The organism is Streptomyces aurantiacus JA 4570 (genome assembly GCF_000414115.1).
Lineage (GTDB): Bacteria > Actinomycetota > Actinomycetes > Streptomycetales > Streptomycetaceae > Streptomyces > Streptomyces aurantiacus_A.
The window spans coordinates 1-15,138 of record NZ_AOPZ01000275.1; the positions used below are offsets into that span (position 1 = coordinate 1).

Sequence of the window (15,138 nt, forward strand, 5' to 3'; positions counted from 1 at the left end):
CCGGGACCACCGGGGCCGCCGTGTGCACCCGGGCCGGGCGGGGGCGGTCCCTGGTGGAACTGCTGGGCGGGGCTGGGGGAGCCGGGGCCGCCCGGGCCGGGGCCACCGGGTCCGCCGGGACCGGGACCACCCGGACCACCGTGGCCGCCGGGACCAGGCCCACCAGGACCGGGGCCGGGACCACCCGGACCAGGACCCCCAGGCCCACCGTGTCCACCAGGACCAGGACCAGGCCCACCCGGACCACCGTGCCCACCGAAGGGCGGCCCGCCGAAGGGCCCACCCGGGCCATCAGCACCGGGCCCGCCGGGGCCACCAGGCGCACCGGGCCCGCCTGGGCCACCCGGCCCGGGCATACCAGGCCCACCCGGTCCACCGGGGCCACCGGGGCCACCGTGCCCAGGCATCCCCGGACCGCCGGGCCCGCCAGGCCCACCCGTGGGCAGCGGCGGATTGGGCGCGGCAGGCGTGTACGACGTGGCCGTACCGGTGAGGAAGTTCCACCGGCACTCCTCGCAGAAGGGCGCGTTCGCCTCGCGGGGCGTGCGGCACTGCGGGCAGAGCTCGGGCTCGCGCCCGAGGTCCGGCACGGCGGAGAGGTGCGGGCGGCCGGGCTGACCGGGCCCGCCCTGCTGACCAGGACCGCCGGGACCGGGACCACCGTGACCGCCGGGACCAGGGCCGCCAGGACCAGGACCACCGGGACCACCGGGACCAGGACCACCGGGCCCACCGTGACCACCAGGGCCAGGGCCACCGGCCCCGCCGGGACCACCCTGCTGGCCATGCTGCCCGGGAGCCGGCGGATAGCCGTAGCCGGCGGCCGGGGGCGGCGGGGGAGGCGGCGGCGGTACGGCACCGGCCATGCGGTGACCGCAGACCTCGCACCAGTCGTCGGAACCCGACTGGTGTCCGTTCGGGCAGGTCGGCATGTCGGCGCTTCCCCCTCTCCTTCTCCGGCCCGAGGGCCGTGTGCACTGGCTTTTCCGGTACTGGCAACGCGTACGCGTACTACTTCTTCACGCGGACCGTCTTCGTCGAGCGCGTCTCGAGTGTCATCTCGTCGGCCTCGGCGACCCGCGCCTTCAATCGAACAGTACCTGTCGTGGCGTCTACGACGTCCACCACCTTGGAAAGGAGCTTGGCGGTGTCCTCGTTGCCGGAGGCACTGGCGAGCTGAACGGCCCGCCCCAGTTTGGCCGTTGCTCCGTCGAAGTCGCCCGATTTGCGGGCATCGAGCCCCTGCTGGATGACCTGGGCCAGTTCCGCCTGGCCCGTGTAGTGCGCGACCTGCGGATTGATGGACGTGGAGGCGGCCATGTCGTCCGTCCAGACCGCCCTGACCAGGCCCTGGGACAGGGTCTGTACGGTGCCGTCGGCGCCGGGCACGATCAGTGAGACCCGGGCCGCGAGCATTTCCTGGCCGAGTTCGGCGCCGGGGACGCGGACGCAGATGTGGTAGTCGCGGGACTCGTCGCCCCAGGAGCCGGTGGGGTAGTCGCCCGCGCGGGGCCCCGCCTCCGTACGCCGGTCGGTCAACTCCTCGACCGTGGGTGCCACTTGTTTCACGAACATGATCTCCACGCCCATGGGTGTCCACAGCCGCAGGCTGACGTCGGCGACCTCCTTGCCCATCGCGGACTCCATCATCTGCGTGAAGTCGGCGGCGAGTCCTGCCGGGTCGGCGACGATGTCGGCGGTGCCGAGCAGCGCGGAGGCGATGCCTGTGACCTCTTTCACTTCCCAGTCGGTGCCGACACCGCGGGCGTCGCAGGTGAAGCGGCCCGCGCAGGCGTCGAGGGAGGCCCGCAGGTCCTCCGGTGACTCGTGTTCGTTGCGGCCGTCGGTGAGCAGGATGCCGTGCCTGATGGATACGTCGGCGGAGGCGAGGAGCCGGTCGGCGAGGCGCAGCCAGGTGCCGATGGCGGTGCCGCCGCCCGCGCTGAGCTTGCGCAGGGCCTCCTTGGCCTGGGCGCGGGTCCCCGGCCCGGCGACGGCGAGACGGCCGCCGCCGGGGTAGACCTCGCTGGCGACGTGGGTGCCGCCGATGACGGCGAAGTGGACGCCGTCGCGCAGCGCGTCGATCGCGGCGGCGGTGGCGTCGCGGGCGCCGCGCATCTTCGTCGGCGGGTAGTCCATGGAGCCCGAGCAGTCGACCATGATCGCGACCGCGGCGTCGGGTCCCTCGCCCGCCGAGTACAGATGGGGCGCGCCGACCGCGGAGCCGATGGTGCCGCCGCCGGTCGAGGTGACGGTGGCGATCGCGTTGACCTCGCGGCCGCCCTCGGGCAGATACTCGTTCTGATACACGTCGACCGTGAACTGTGGCACGTTCGACTTCGAGAAAATGGCCATGGACGCTGTTCCCCCCTAGGACTACTTCCCACAGACCTCTCGCCCGCGGCGCCGTGTGCGCGCGGAGGCGGGTGGTGCCTGGTGCCGGTGGTGCGGTCGGCACGGACGTGCGGTGGCCGGGAGGGCAGGGCCGCGCGGTGCCCGGCCCTCCCGCGCTAGGCCGATCCTGCCCCTTGCGGCGCGGCAGGGAACGGCAGGATCGCCACTGTTACGTTGTCGTGGCCCCCGCCGTCCAGCGCGTGGCCGACGAGGACCTGGGCGCTGTGCAGCGGGCGCAGGGCGGCGTCGGCGGGCAGGGCGCGGGCCATGTCCTGGGCCGCCTCCGCGTAGTTCCACAGGCCGTCCGTGCACACCACCACTACACCCGGGCGGTCCGGCTTGAAGGAAGCGGTGTGCGGCTCCAGTTCGTACGCGTCGGCGCCGAGCCAGCCCGTGATGGCGTGCGCCCGCTCGTCGGCGTACGCCTCGGCCTCGTTCATGAGGCCCGCGGCGACCATCTGGGCGGCCCAGGAGTCGTCCTCGGTGAGGCGGGCGGTGGGGCCGGTGCGGTCGACCGGGACCCAGTAGGCGCGGCTGTCGCCGACCCAGCCGATGACGAGCAGTCCGCCGGTGACGACGGCGCCGACGAGGGTGCAGGCGGGGGCGTTCTGGTGCGGGCTGTGCTCGCGGGCCGAAGTGGGTTCGGCGGCGAGCGAGTTGACGGCTTCCGCGGCGGCGACGATCGCGTCGTGCATGGCCTGTTGCGGGTGGGTGCCGCGCGGCAGGGCGTCCTGGAGCGCGGCGTTGGCGGCGCGCGAGGCCGCCATGGACGCCTCGTCGGGGCGGGTCGCCGAGGAGACGCCGTCGCAGACGATGGCGACGGTGGCGGGGGAGCCGTCGGGCAGCGCGGCCGAGGAGATCGCGAACGCGTCCTCGTTGCGGTGGTGCCGCAGGCCCCGGTCGCTGACGGCGGCGACCGCCGCCAGCTCCTGCTCCATGTGGTCCCGCTCCCGCGGCTGGGCGTGCCCGCAGTTCTCGCAGTAGCCGTCGGGGGCGACGTGGCCCGCGCGACAGGCGACGCAGAGCTTGGTGCCGGCGGGCGGGGTCGGCAGCACGGGCTCCGCCGCTCCGGCGGAGGGGTGTGCCGCCTCGGTGGCGGGCTGCGGGCCGGTGCGCGGGTCGGCCGGTGCCTCGGGGCCCGGCGCCTCGGGGCCCGGGCTGGTTCCGGGGGCGGGCAGCAGATAGTCGTCCGGATCGGCGGGCACCTGGCCGGGGGCCGTCTGTTCGGAAGCCGCGAGATCGCCTCCCCCGGAGTCCGTGCCGGGCAGGTCCGCGGACCGGTGGGTCGGCGCCGGGGTGTCGGAGCTGTCCACCTCGGGCGCCACGGGCCACTGGGCCGGGGCCGGAGCGGCAGCCGGGGCCGGTGGGGCGGCGGGCGGAGGGCCGGGAGGCATGCCGTTGAGCACGACGGTGGGGCGGTCGGACGGTGGGGGCGGGACGGCAGAGAGGTCATAGCCGCACGCGTCGCAGAACAAGTCGCCCGATTCCAGGGGCTCCTCGCAGCTCGGGCACGTCGACAGGGCCGCCGGTTGGTGCATCTGGGACATCTTCACACCCACGTCCGAGGGCGGAAACGGTTGGCCCGTTCCACCAGTTCGATCCTTTCCTCGCCACCCTGTGCGAGCCGGGCAAGCGTTCGGTACGACCGTTCCAGACCGAACCGGAGACCGCGCTCGTCCAGCTCGCTGCCGAGCAGGACCGTCCCCGTACGACCGTCGCCGGCGGCGGCCGGTGGCGGGGAGGCGTGGCCAGAGTGGCTACCGGAGAGTACCCAGTCGAGCGCCGTCCCGAGGACTTCGGTCGAGAGCCGCTCTCTGCGCACCGCGTCGAGGCCGAAGCCCGCGAGCGCCTCGACCTGCCCGGCGGCGGCCGTCAGATCGTCCAGGAACCGGGCGCCCGGCCCGGCCGTCGTGTCGAACGTCATACGTTGCCGAAGCCGCGCCCGCACGGCGGCGACGCGGGCCGCCGTGTAGTGGATCGAGGACTCCGGCACGGACTCCAGGGTGCGCACCGCGCCGCTCCGGTCGCCCGACGCGAGTTGCACCCGGGCGAGCCCGAACGCCGCGCTGACGTAGCTCGGGTCGGTCGTCCACACCAGGCGGTAGTACTCCGCGGCGTTGTCCAACTGGCCGAGCACCTCCGCGCAGACGCCGAGGGCGAGCTTGGGCGCGGGCTCGCCGGGGAAGGCGTCGTACACCGCGTCGAAGGAGAGCGCCGCGATCTCGTGGTCGCCGGTGGTGAGGGAGGCGACGCCGCGGTACCAGATCACCCGCCAGTCGTCGGGGTGGTCGATCTCCAGGGACTCCAGCGCACTGCCCGCGGAGGCCAGTTCGCCCATGGTGAGTCGGGCCCGCAGCTCCCGCAGACGCAGCTCGGGGGAGGTCGCGGGCGCGGCTCTGAGCGCGGCGATCAGCTCGCTGCCCGCGGAGTCCACGAGCCCGGCGAGGAAGCCGGCGTTGGGATCCCCGGGGTCGACCCGGGGCACGGGCAGCGCGAGTGCCGCCGCGGGGGCGTCCAGCGGCCGCACCATGGACGCGGCCGCGACACCGTTCTCCCCGGCTCCGCCGGGGGTGTTCCGTCCGGCTCCGCCGGGAAGAGCCCCAGCGGCTCCGCCGCCCCCGTTCCCGGCGCCTCCGGCGCTCAAACCGTCCGGCTCCCCCAGCCCCAGCGCGGCCACACCACCCGCACCCGAGGAACCCCCCGCCGTACCGATCCCCAGCCGCTGCCCGAGCCCGGGCCCCGACTCCCGCGCCCCGAGCGCCGAAACCTCCCCCACCAGCTCCGCGAACAACTCCGTGTCAGTGACTTTCACTTCGGGCCCGAAGAGCGTCGAGAGAGCCGGCCGCGGCCGCCCGCTCTGCACCGCCACGACCTCCCGGAGGACGCCGGTCAGCTGCTCGGCCATCTCCTGGGCGGAGCTGAACCGCCGTGCCGGGTCGGGGTCGGTGGCGCGCACGAGGAGCCGGTAGAACGACTCGTACGTACGGAAGACCTCGATGTTGTCGGGGTCGGGCAGGGAGTCCACGAAGACGTTCGTGTAGCCCTGGAAGTCGAACGTCAGCACCGCCAGCGTGCGCGCGACCGTGTACAGGTCCGAGGCCACGGAAGGGCCCACCTCCGCGACCTCCGGTGCCTGGTAGCCCACCGTGCCGTAGATCGCCGACTCGTCGTCGTCCATCCGGCGGACCGCGCCCATGTCGATCAGTTTGAGCTGGTCCTCGGTCTGGATGGCGTTGTCGACCTTGAAGTCGCAGTACAGCAGGTTGCGGCTGTGCAAATGGCCGAGGGCCTCCAGGGCCTCGATGCCGTACGCGCATGCCTGCTCGACGGGCAGCGGGTCGCGCTTGCCGGTGGGCGTGCGGCGGCTGTTGGCGATCTCCTTGAGGGACTTGCCGCCGACGTACTCCATGACGATGTAGCCGTCCATGGAGCCGGTGCGCTGGTCCAGGTGCTCGACGAAGTTGTAGATGCGGACGATGTTGGCGTGCTCGATCTCGGCGAGGAAGCGCCGCTCGGAGATCGCGGCGGCCATCGCGTCCTGGTCGCCGGTGTCGAGCAGGCCCTTGAGGACCACCCAGCGGTCGGACACCGCGCGGTCCACCGCGAGATACACCCAGCCGAGCCCGCCGTGCGCGAGGCAGCCCACGACCTCGTACTGGCCGTGCACGATGTCGCCCGCCTTCAGCTTCGGCACGAAGGAGTAGGGGTGGCCGCACTTCGTGCAGAAACCTTCCGTGCGCCCGGGGCGCGACCCGCGCGCGCGGCCCACCGGCGCACCGCAGTCGGAGCGCGAGCAGAACCGCTTCCGCTCGGGAACCTCGGGCTTCTCCTGCACCGCGCCGCGCGGGTCGGGGCGCGGCACCTGCGGCACCGACACCAGGCCGACGCCCAGCCTGCCGCGCCCCGACGAGGCCGCCGACGAGCCCGAGCTGCGCACCGACACCGACCGCGCCGACGTGCCCTCCGACAGGGAGCGCGAGAGCCGGCCCGAGACCGAGCGGCGCGACGACGCGGACCGCGAGGAGCGGGTGCTCCCGCGGGTCCCGGTGCTCGCCGAGCCGCGCGAACTGCGCGAGCCCCGGCCGCTGCGCCCACTGCGCCCGCTGCGGCCGCCGACCGTGACGCCCGTCGCCGGGGAGCCCACCATGCCGTTCGCCGAGACGACCGGGGCGAGACCGCAGGTGTCGCAGTACAGCTCGCCGCCGCCCACGTCCTCGTACGAACCCGTGCACTTGGGCCGCTGACAGGGTCGCTGTCCGCCGGTTCCGCCGGTCTGCTCACTCATGCTTCCCCCCTCCGGTCGGTGGGCCCGCCCTGTTGCGGGACCCTGGACGCCAGCGCGTCGGCCGCCGCCCGCTGGTAGCGGAGCACCGCCTCGTCGGCGACGCGCAGGTCGCAGGGCGCGCTCCAGAGCATGCGGCGCGCCGCGTCGTACCGCTCGATGAGGAACGGGTCCTCCGCGAGGCCGTGCCGGGCGACCTTCGCCTTGTACGCGTCGAGGCGGCCGCGCAGCTCCGCGCGGACCGCGAGCGGCGCGGTGACGGCCGTCAACGACTCGCGGGCGCGCAGCAGTTCGTCCTCGGCCTTCTGCTCCAGGGACTCCAGGAGCGGGGAGAGGCGGTGCCACTGGGCGTTCCTGCGGTAGTCGGCGGCCATCGCGAGCTGCTCCTGGAGCGCCGTGGGCGGCCCGGAGACGGCGGGCACCTCGGACGCGGCGATCTTCGCGAGGACTTCGCCGCGCGCGGAGCGGGCCTCGGCGAGCGTGCGGTCCGCGCGGGAGAGCACGTCGCGCAGCTTGCCCAGGCGGGCCTCGGCGTCCTGGCGGACCGTGAGCACGGCGTCGATCTCGCGGCGCACGTCCTCCAGGGCGCGGGCCGCGTGGTCGTAGCGGTCCGTGTGCGGGCGGCCGCCGCCGGGGGCCGAACTGCCGCGCGTGGGCTGCCAGAACGCCAGCGGGTCGGACACCACCTGCTCGCGCAGCGCCGTCAGCTCGTGCGTGATGCGCTCCAGGTCGTCGCCCGACGGGTGCTCGCCGGGGCGGACGCCCACGGAGTGCGCGAGCTGGCGGGTGCGCTGGAGTTCGGCGGCGAGCAGGTCGATGCGGGCGGGCAGCGCGGACCACACGGCGTCGGCGGCGACGACCAGGTCCAGGGAGTGCGCGTACAGATCGTTCATGCGCGCGACGAGCTCTTCGAGCGTGAACTCCTCGGTGAGCTTCGCGGGGCCGGTGATCGACGCCGCCGCGCCGGACGCCGAGCCGCCCGCGACGGTGACGCTCCGGCCGCGCAGCAGCCGCGTCAGTTCGAGCAGGTCGTCGCGGTTGGGCCAGCGCCTGCGCTCGCGCACCTCGCGGGCGGTGTTCAGCGCGCCCGCGTACGCGTCGAAGTACGTCCACAGGAGCGTGATCCGGCCTTCGGTGGCGAGCCAGCGCTCGTGCGTGGTGCCGGTGAGCTTCGCGCCTTCGAGGAGGCGGCGGCCCGCGTGGTCCTGGAGGGCGAGGAGCGACGTCTCGATCGCCTCGTGCTCGGCGTCGAGCCGCACCAGCGCCCGGTCCACCTCGTCCCGGTCCATCACAGAGCCGGGGGGTCCCGCGACGCTCATCGATCACCTCTCCGCTCTGCGTTGACTTCTCAGCTCTCGAACTCGACTGTCAGTCCTTGTACTTCGGGTTCAGTCGTACGTCGGGTTCATTTCTTGTACGTCGGGTTCAGTCCTTGTACTTCGGGTTCGGCGGTCCCGCCGACTTGCCCAGGTCGGCGGCGAGCCACTTGTTGTACGAGTGACGCCAGCCGTCCTTGTCCTTGCGGTAGTCGTCCAGTACGCCGTTGACCCGCCGCACCAGGTCGTCGGCGTCCTTCCTCATCGCCACGCCGTAGTACTCCGTGGTGAACGGCTCCTTGCCCTTGAGCTGCACCGTCGGGTCCTGCGCGGCCTGGCCCGCGGCGAGCGCGCTGTCGGTGACCACCGCGTCCACCTCGCCCAGCTGGAGCCTTACCAGGCAGTCGAGTTGGTTCGGCACCGTGGTCCTGATGTCGGCACCGAAGCTCTTCTCCTTGAGCGCCGACTCCGCGGTCGAGCCCGCGGCCGAACAGACCTTCTTGCCCTTCAGTGTCTCGTTGTAGCCGGTGATTCCGGACGTCTTGGGGGCGAGGACCTGCTGGCCGGTCTCGAAGTACGCCGTGGAGAAGGCGACGTCCTTGATGCGCTCGCAGTTGATCGTCATCGTACGGACGACCATGTCGACCTGGCCGCTCTGGATCGCCGGGATGCGCTGGTTGGTGGGGATCGCGCGGAACACCACGGCGTTCCGGTCGCCGAGCAGCTTCTCGGCGATCTCGCGCGCGAGGTCGATGTCGAAGCCCTCCAGCTCGCCCACGCTCTTGTTGGGGTCGCGGTACCCCCAGCGGTAGCTGTTCTGGTCGACGCCCACGATGAGCTTCTTGACCTTGCGCTGCTTGATCTTCTCGATCGTCGGGCCGTCCTCGGGGGAGGGCCGCAGGCTGCTCTCGGGGGACTCGCAGTCGTCCGCGCGGGCGGGCGCGGCCTGCGTCAGGCGCTCGCCGCCGGACGCACCCCCGTCGCCGCCCCGGCCGGTGTCGCCGCGCAGCTGCGGCAGGGCCGGCACGAAGGCGACGGCGACGGCCGCCAGGAGGCAGGCGAGGGCCATCGAGACCACGCCGCCCCAGCGGCGCAGCGCCGTGGTGCCGTGGCGCCGGATCACCGCCTGCCGGTTCGTGGCGTGTCGTTTCGTCGCGGCGGCGTGCTGTTCCGTCTCGCCAGGTCGCGTACGCATCGTCCGCGCGCCCCCCATCACCGGTACTCCGAAAGCCTGCGGCCGATGCCGATCACGGCGGCGGCCGCGCCGAGGACCGCGAGCACGGCGGCGCCCACCGGCAGGCCCGCCATCGCGCCCTTGCCGTCCTGGGCGGCGCTCCTGAACTCGCGCAGTTCGTGGGTGAGCGCGAGGTCGAGCGCCGCGTCCACGTTGTCGAAGGACTCCCCCGTCGACGGGGCCGTGGCCGCGGCCTCGCCGCTCTTGGCGCCGATGACCGCGTCCAGCGCGCCTTCGTAGTCTCCCGCGTCGTCGCTCGCGCGGGCCGACTTGTGGCGGTCCTTCCACTCGGTCACGTTCTTCGCGGCCGTCTCCACCGGGCGTTCGCCCGACTCGTCGTCGGCGAGCTTCGCGGCCTCGTCGAGCAGGCCCCCGCCGTTCCCGCCGCCCTCGCCGCCGGCGAGCCGCGCCATCTGCCGCTGGTAGGCCACGTCGAACTTGTCCTTCGTGGCGCTGCCCACGGCGACGGTCTCGGCGCCCCGGCTGACCAGCGTCAGGTTCTCGTTGCTCCGGGCCTTCAGGGAGCTGATGCGGGCGTCGTTGAGGACGTTCAGGGACTTCACGCCGTCCTCGTACGACTCGTTCAGGCCGGAGCGGGCGAAGGTGTGCCCGGCCAGCAGCCACAGGAGCGCCACCGCGGCGGCCGTCGTGGCGGCGACCAGGCCGGTGTTGAACACCCTGTTCGTACGGCGGTAGTTGCGGCGCTGGGCCCAGCCCAGGGCGGCGAGCGCGGCGACGCCGAAGGCGATCGCGAGCCAGGGGTAGGGCTTGGCGTCGGCGTAGTCGCCGTTCAGGCGCTTGTTCTCCGCCTTGTAGAGCTTCTCGGCGGCGGGGAGCATCTGGGTCTGCATCGTGTCGTTCGCGTACCGCAGATAGGCGCCGCCGAGCGGCAGGCCCTGGCGGTTGTTGGCGCGGGCGCGCTCGATGAGGGCCGTGTACTGCGGCAGGAGCTTGTTCAGTTCGCTCACGGAGGTCGCGGAGGAGGAGTCCGAGCCCGCGTTCGCCGCGGCCGTCGCGAGCTTCTCGCTGGCCCGGTCGATGTCGCGGCGGTACCGCTCGCGGACCTTCGCGGGCTCCTGGCCGCCGGCCAGGAAGCCGCTGGACGCGGCCGTGTTGGCGTCCGCAAGCGAGCGGTAGATCGCGGCGGCGTCGTTGCTCAGCGGCTGGCTGCGGTTCAGGACGCGGTCCGCGGCGTCCGCGCGGGAGGTCGTCTGCCAGGTGGTGATCGCGCCGAAGGCGAGGACCAGGGCGGCGAGGACGGCGCCGATCGCGCGCAGCCGCCCCGGCTCCGTGGTCGCGGCGGCGCGCAGGCGGTCCACGCCCTCGGCCCACGCCGTGCTTCTCTCCGGCGTGGGCGCCTGTTGCGGTGGCCCCGCTGGTGTTCCCGTTCGATTCGCTGCCTGGGCCGGCAGCGGCGGCTGCGCCGGCTTGGGCGCTTGCGGTGGTGCTTCTGGTGGGTGTGTCACCTGACCTCGACCTCCCCCTTGGTCTTCTGGTCTGCGGGCGGCCCTTCCTTCCGGGCGCAAGTATCGCCGCCGGGGCTGACATCCGCACAGGGCTTGACCTGATCTTGTGCGGATTCGTGGTCGGTGGGCACCTTTGAACACGCGACGAGGGTGTGTTCGGTTCCCCGGGGGCGGGGGTCCCCGGGGGTGCCCTGCGGGTGGGACGGGGGCGCCGCCGATCGCCGCTCCGCGGCTCGTCCTCAATCGCCGGACTCCGCGGCTCGTCCTCAATCGCCGGACGGGCTTTGTCCGTAGTGCGCGCGCACCCGCGCATGCACCCCCGCCGGTGCGCCCAACTCGTCCAGGCCCAGCAACGCCGCCCCCAGCACCGGGCGTTCGGTCACCACGCGGGGGATCGCCTTGGGGGCCTTCTCCGTGAGGCGGGCGCGGATGCCGTCGTCGAGGCGGCGGTGGCGGGCCGCGAGGACGCTGCCGCCCAGGAGGACGGGGGCCGTCTCGTCCAGGAGGTCCAGGCGGCCCAGGGCCACCGTCGACATGGCGACGACCTCCTCGGCCATGCGGTCCACCAGGGAGCAGGAGACCTCGTCACCGGTCGCCGCCGTCGCGAACAGGACGGGGGTCAGCTCGTGCTGGCGGGCGGGCTCGATGTGGCCCAGGTGCAGCGCCTCGATGAGGGCGTACATCGAGGGCAGGCCGAAGTGGGCGGGCAGGGCGGTCATGAGGGCCGTGGGGCCGCCCCGGCCGTCCTCCGCGCGGGCCGCGTGCCACAGCGCCTCCTGGGCGAGGCCGCCGCCCCCGCCCCAGTCCCCGGAGAGCTTGCCGATCGCCGGGAAGCGGGCGGTGCGTCCGTCCGGCAGCATCCCGACGCAGTTGATGCCCGCGCCGCACACCACCGCGACCCCGCGCGGCTCGGCGTCCTCGACCAGGCCCGCGCGCAGGACCGCGAAGGTGTCGTTGCGTACGGCGACGCTGGTGCTCCAGCCGCGTCGGCGCACCGCCGCGGCCAACTCCCGCTCCTCCACCGGAAGATCCGCGTTGGCCAGGCACGCCGAGACGTGTCCGACCGAGGTGAGGCCCGCCTCGCCGAGCGCCCGCCGCACCGCCTCGTCGAGTACGTCCATCGCGGGTTCCACGCCGACCAGCGGGGGGCGGAATCCGCCGCCGCGGGCCGTGCCGACGACCTGTCCGTCGGCCGCGACCACCGCGACGTCGGTCTTGCTGTTGCCCGCGTCGATGGCGAGCACCGGCGCGGACGCCGAAGGGCCGGTGCCGCGGGGTGTGCTCAGGCCCACGCGAGGTGCTCCCGGTTGTGTGCGACGAGCCGGTCCGTGAGCTCTTCCGCGTACGCGTACTGGCCGATCAGCGGGTGCGCGAGCAGCGCCTTGAACACGCGGTCGCGGCCGCCGTGCAGGGCGGCGTGCAGCGCCAGGTCCTCGTACGCGGTGACGTTCGCGATCAGCCCGGAGAACAGCGGGTCCAGGGACGGGACGGCCAGCGGCGCGGCGCCCGAGGAGTCCACCGAAGCCTGCACCTCGATGACGGCGTCGTCGGGGAGGAAGGGCAGCGTGCCGTTGTTGTAGGTGTTGACCACCTGGTACGGGCTGCCTCCGCCGCCGAGCAGCGAGGCCGCCAGGTCCACGGCCGCCTCCGAGTAGAAGGCGCCGCCGCGCTGGGCGAGCAGTTCCGGCTTCTCGTCGAGCGCCGGGTCGCCGTACATCTTCAGCAACTTCTCTTCCATGGCGGCGACTTCGGCGGCCCGGGACGGCTTGGTGCGCAGCTCCCGTACGACGGCGTCGTGCTGGTAGTAGTAGCGCAGGTAATAGGAGGGGACCACGCCGAGGCGGTCGACGAGCGTCTGCGGCATGTGCAGGTCCTCGGCGATGGCGTCGCCGTGCTCGGCGAGCAGCTTGGGCAGCACGTTCTCGCCCTCGGGGCCGCCGAGGCGGGCGCCCAGCTCCCAGGTCAGATGATTCAGACCCACGTGGTCCAGGTGCACCTGCCCCGGCTCCACGCCCAGGTGCGCGGCGAACTTCCGCTGGAAGCCGATGGCGACGTTGCACAGGCCGACGGCCTTGTGTCCGGCCTGGAGCAGGGCGCGGGTGACGATGCCGACGGGGTTGGTGAAGTCGATGATCCACGCGTTCGGGTTGGTGCGGCGCACGCGCTCGGCGATGTCCAGGACCACCGGGACGGTGCGCAGCGCCTTGGCGAGGCCGCCCGCGCCGGTGGTCTCCTGGCCGACGCAGCCGCACTCCAGCGGCCAGGTCTCGTCCTGCTGCCGGGCCGCCTGGCCGCCCACGCGGAGCTGGAGCAGCACCGCGTCGGCGTCCGCGACGCCCGCGTCCACGTCGGAGGTGGTGACGATCCGGCCCGGGTGGCCCTGCTTGGCGAAGATGCGCCGGGCGAGGCCGCCGACCAGCTCCAGGCGGTCGGCCGCCGGGTCGACGAGGACGAGCTCCTCGATCGGCAGGGTGTCCCTCAACCGGGCGAATCCGTCGATGAGTTCGGGTGTGTAGGTCGAGCCTCCGCCGACCACGGTGAGCTTCATTGCTGAATCAGCCCTTTACTCCGGTGAGGGTGACGCCTTCGACGAAGGCTTTCTGTGCGAAGAAGAAGATGACGATGACCGGAGCCATGACCAGCAGCGTCGCCGCCATGGTCATGTTCCAGTTCACCATGTGGGCGCTCTTGAAGGATTCGAGCCCGTAGCTCAGCGTCCAGGAGCCGGGGTCCTGGGCCGCGTAGATCTGCGGCCCGAAGTAGTCGTTCCAGCAGTAGAAGAACTGGAACAGCGCGATCGCCGCGATGCCGGGCTTGGCCATCGGCACGATGATCTTCAGCAGGGTCCTGACCTCGCCGCAGCCGTCGACACGCGCCGACTCGATGTACTCCTTGGGGATGGTGAGGAGGAACTGCCGGAGCAGGAAGATCGAGTACGCGTCGCCGAACGCCATCGGGATGATCAGCGGCCACAGCGTGCCCGACAGATGGAACTGCTGCGCCCACACCAGGTACATGGGGATCACGATGACCTGCGGCGGCAGCATCATCGTGGAGATGACGAGCAGCATCGCGGTGCGTCGGCCGCGGAAGCGGAACTTGGCGAGCGCGTACGCCACGGGGATCGCCGAGCAGACGGTGAAGAGCGTGCCGAGGCCCGCGTACATCAGGGAGTTGCGCCACCAGGTGAGGAAGCCGTCGGTCTCGAAGACGGCCTTGTAGTTCTCCCAGTGCCAGGACGACGGCCACAGATCGCCGCTCATCGCCTGCGCGTCGCTCATCACGGAGGTGAGGAAGACGAAGACGAAGGGGAGGATGAAGAGCAGCGCCACGGCGATGGCCACGCTGTGCACGGCTATCCAGTGCAGGATCCGCTTGCGGCGGGCGCGGGCGGCGGCCGGGCCGCGTCGCCCGGCGGGTGCGGCGGCCTTCGAGGACGCGGGCGCGCTGAGTGTCGTGGAAGTCATGGTGGGATCAGTCCTCCGCCGAGAGCAGGCCGGAGCGCTTGCGCATCAGCAGCATCGTCACGGCCATGGCGATGGCGAAGAGCACGAGCGAGAGCACGCACGCCGCACCGGTGTTGAAGTTCTGGAAGCCCATCGAGTAGACGAGCTGGGGGACCGTGAGGGTCGAGTGGTCCGGATAGCCGGGCTGGATCACCGAGCCCGGGCCGATGGAAACCCCGGAGGCGATCTTTCCGGCGACCAGGGCCTGCGTGTAGTACTGCATGGTCTGTACGACCCCCGTGACCACGGCGAACATCACGATCGGCGTGATCGAGGGCCAGGTGACGTACCGGAACTTCGCCCAGGCGCCCGCGCCGTCCAGCTCCGCGGCCTCGTACTGCTCCTTGGGCACGTCGAGCAGCGCCGCCATGAAGATGACCATCAGGTCGCCGATGCCCCACAGGGAGAGCATCACCAGCGAGGGTTTCGCCCACGTCGGATCGTTGAACCAGGTGGGCGCGTCGATGCCGACCTTCGAGAGGATCTCGTTGACCGGGCCCGTGCCCGGGTTCAGGAGGAAGACGAAGGCGACCGTCGCCGCCACCGGCGGGGCCAGGTAGGGGAGGTAGAAGGCGGTGCGGAAGAACCCCACCCCCGACTTGATCTTCGTGATGAGCAGCCCGAGCGAGAGCCCGAAGATCACCCGCAGCGCCACCATCACCACCACCAGCCACAGCGTGTTCCACAGCGCCGGGCCGAACAGCGGCATCTGCTCGAACACGTACCGCCAGTTCCTCAGGCCCACGAACGTGGGCTCCTTGATCTGGTTGTAGTGCATGAACGAGAAGTAGACGGTGGCGATCAGCGGGTACGCGAAGAAGACGCTGAAGCCGATCAGCCAGGGGGAGAGGAAGCCGAGGACGCGCAGTCTGCGGCGCGCGGGAGGGGACAGTCTGCGCCGCGCTGGTTTGGAGAGTGACAGGGCCATGGCGGGGCGCTC

At 72.6% G+C, this 15,138-nt stretch carries 10 protein-coding genes and 1 pseudogene; all 11 read right to left on the reverse strand.

Annotation, left to right across the window (positions count from 1 at the left end):
- A pseudogene (locus STRAU_RS43850) lies at positions 1-932 on the reverse strand (FHA domain-containing protein); the annotation flags it as partial.
- Between the two features lie 79 nt (positions 933-1,011).
- Positions 1,012-2,355: a vWA domain-containing protein gene (locus STRAU_RS24905; protein WP_016643156.1), complete on the reverse strand. Its 1,344-nt coding sequence runs from the start codon at positions 2,353-2,355 to the stop codon at positions 1,012-1,014.
- A gap of 155 nt (positions 2,356-2,510) precedes the next feature.
- Positions 2,511-3,932 (reverse strand): PP2C family protein-serine/threonine phosphatase, encoded by a 1,422-nt coding sequence (locus STRAU_RS24910; protein ID WP_078621458.1) that lies wholly within the window; start codon positions 3,930-3,932, stop codon positions 2,511-2,513.
- An 11-nt stretch (positions 3,933-3,943) separates the two neighbouring features.
- The gene (locus STRAU_RS24915) at positions 3,944-6,679 is read right to left on the reverse strand and encodes a serine/threonine-protein kinase (RefSeq protein WP_052029234.1); all 2,736 of its coding nucleotides are present in this window, start codon (positions 6,677-6,679) and stop codon (positions 3,944-3,946) included.
- Positions 6,676-7,995: a coiled-coil domain-containing protein gene (locus tag STRAU_RS24925; protein ID WP_037661727.1), complete on the reverse strand. Its 1,320-nt coding sequence runs from the start codon at positions 7,993-7,995 to the stop codon at positions 6,676-6,678. The genes STRAU_RS24915 and STRAU_RS24925 overlap by 4 nt, the downstream gene beginning before the upstream one ends.
- Before the next feature lie 106 nt (positions 7,996-8,101).
- Positions 8,102-9,187 carry a glutamate ABC transporter substrate-binding protein gene (locus STRAU_RS24930; protein WP_016643162.1) on the reverse strand — a complete coding sequence of 362 codons (1,086 nt, stop codon included), beginning with the start codon at positions 9,185-9,187 and terminating at the stop codon, positions 8,102-8,104.
- Between the two features lie 17 nt (positions 9,188-9,204).
- A complete protein-coding gene (locus STRAU_RS24935) occupies positions 9,205-10,692 on the reverse strand; it encodes a hypothetical protein (protein WP_037661731.1) in 1,488 nt (495 codons plus the stop codon).
- A gap of 266 nt (positions 10,693-10,958) precedes the next feature.
- Entirely contained in the window at positions 10,959-11,984 is a 1,026-nt protein-coding gene (locus STRAU_RS24940) for an N-acetylglucosamine kinase (protein WP_016643164.1), read from the reverse strand.
- Positions 11,975-13,240: a 6-phospho-beta-glucosidase gene (locus tag STRAU_RS24945; protein WP_016643165.1), complete on the reverse strand. Its 1,266-nt coding sequence runs from the start codon at positions 13,238-13,240 to the stop codon at positions 11,975-11,977. Before STRAU_RS24945 ends, STRAU_RS24940 begins: the two co-directional genes overlap by 10 nt.
- A gap of 7 nt (positions 13,241-13,247) precedes the next feature.
- Positions 13,248-14,159 (reverse strand): carbohydrate ABC transporter permease, encoded by a 912-nt coding sequence (locus STRAU_RS24950; RefSeq protein WP_016643166.1) that lies wholly within the window; start codon positions 14,157-14,159, stop codon positions 13,248-13,250.
- A 7-nt stretch (positions 14,160-14,166) separates the two neighbouring features.
- Positions 14,167-15,126, reverse strand: coding sequence for a carbohydrate ABC transporter permease (locus tag STRAU_RS24955; RefSeq protein WP_016643167.1), 960 nt, complete (start codon positions 15,124-15,126; stop codon positions 14,167-14,169).
- Positions 15,127-15,138: the final 12 nt, after the last annotated feature.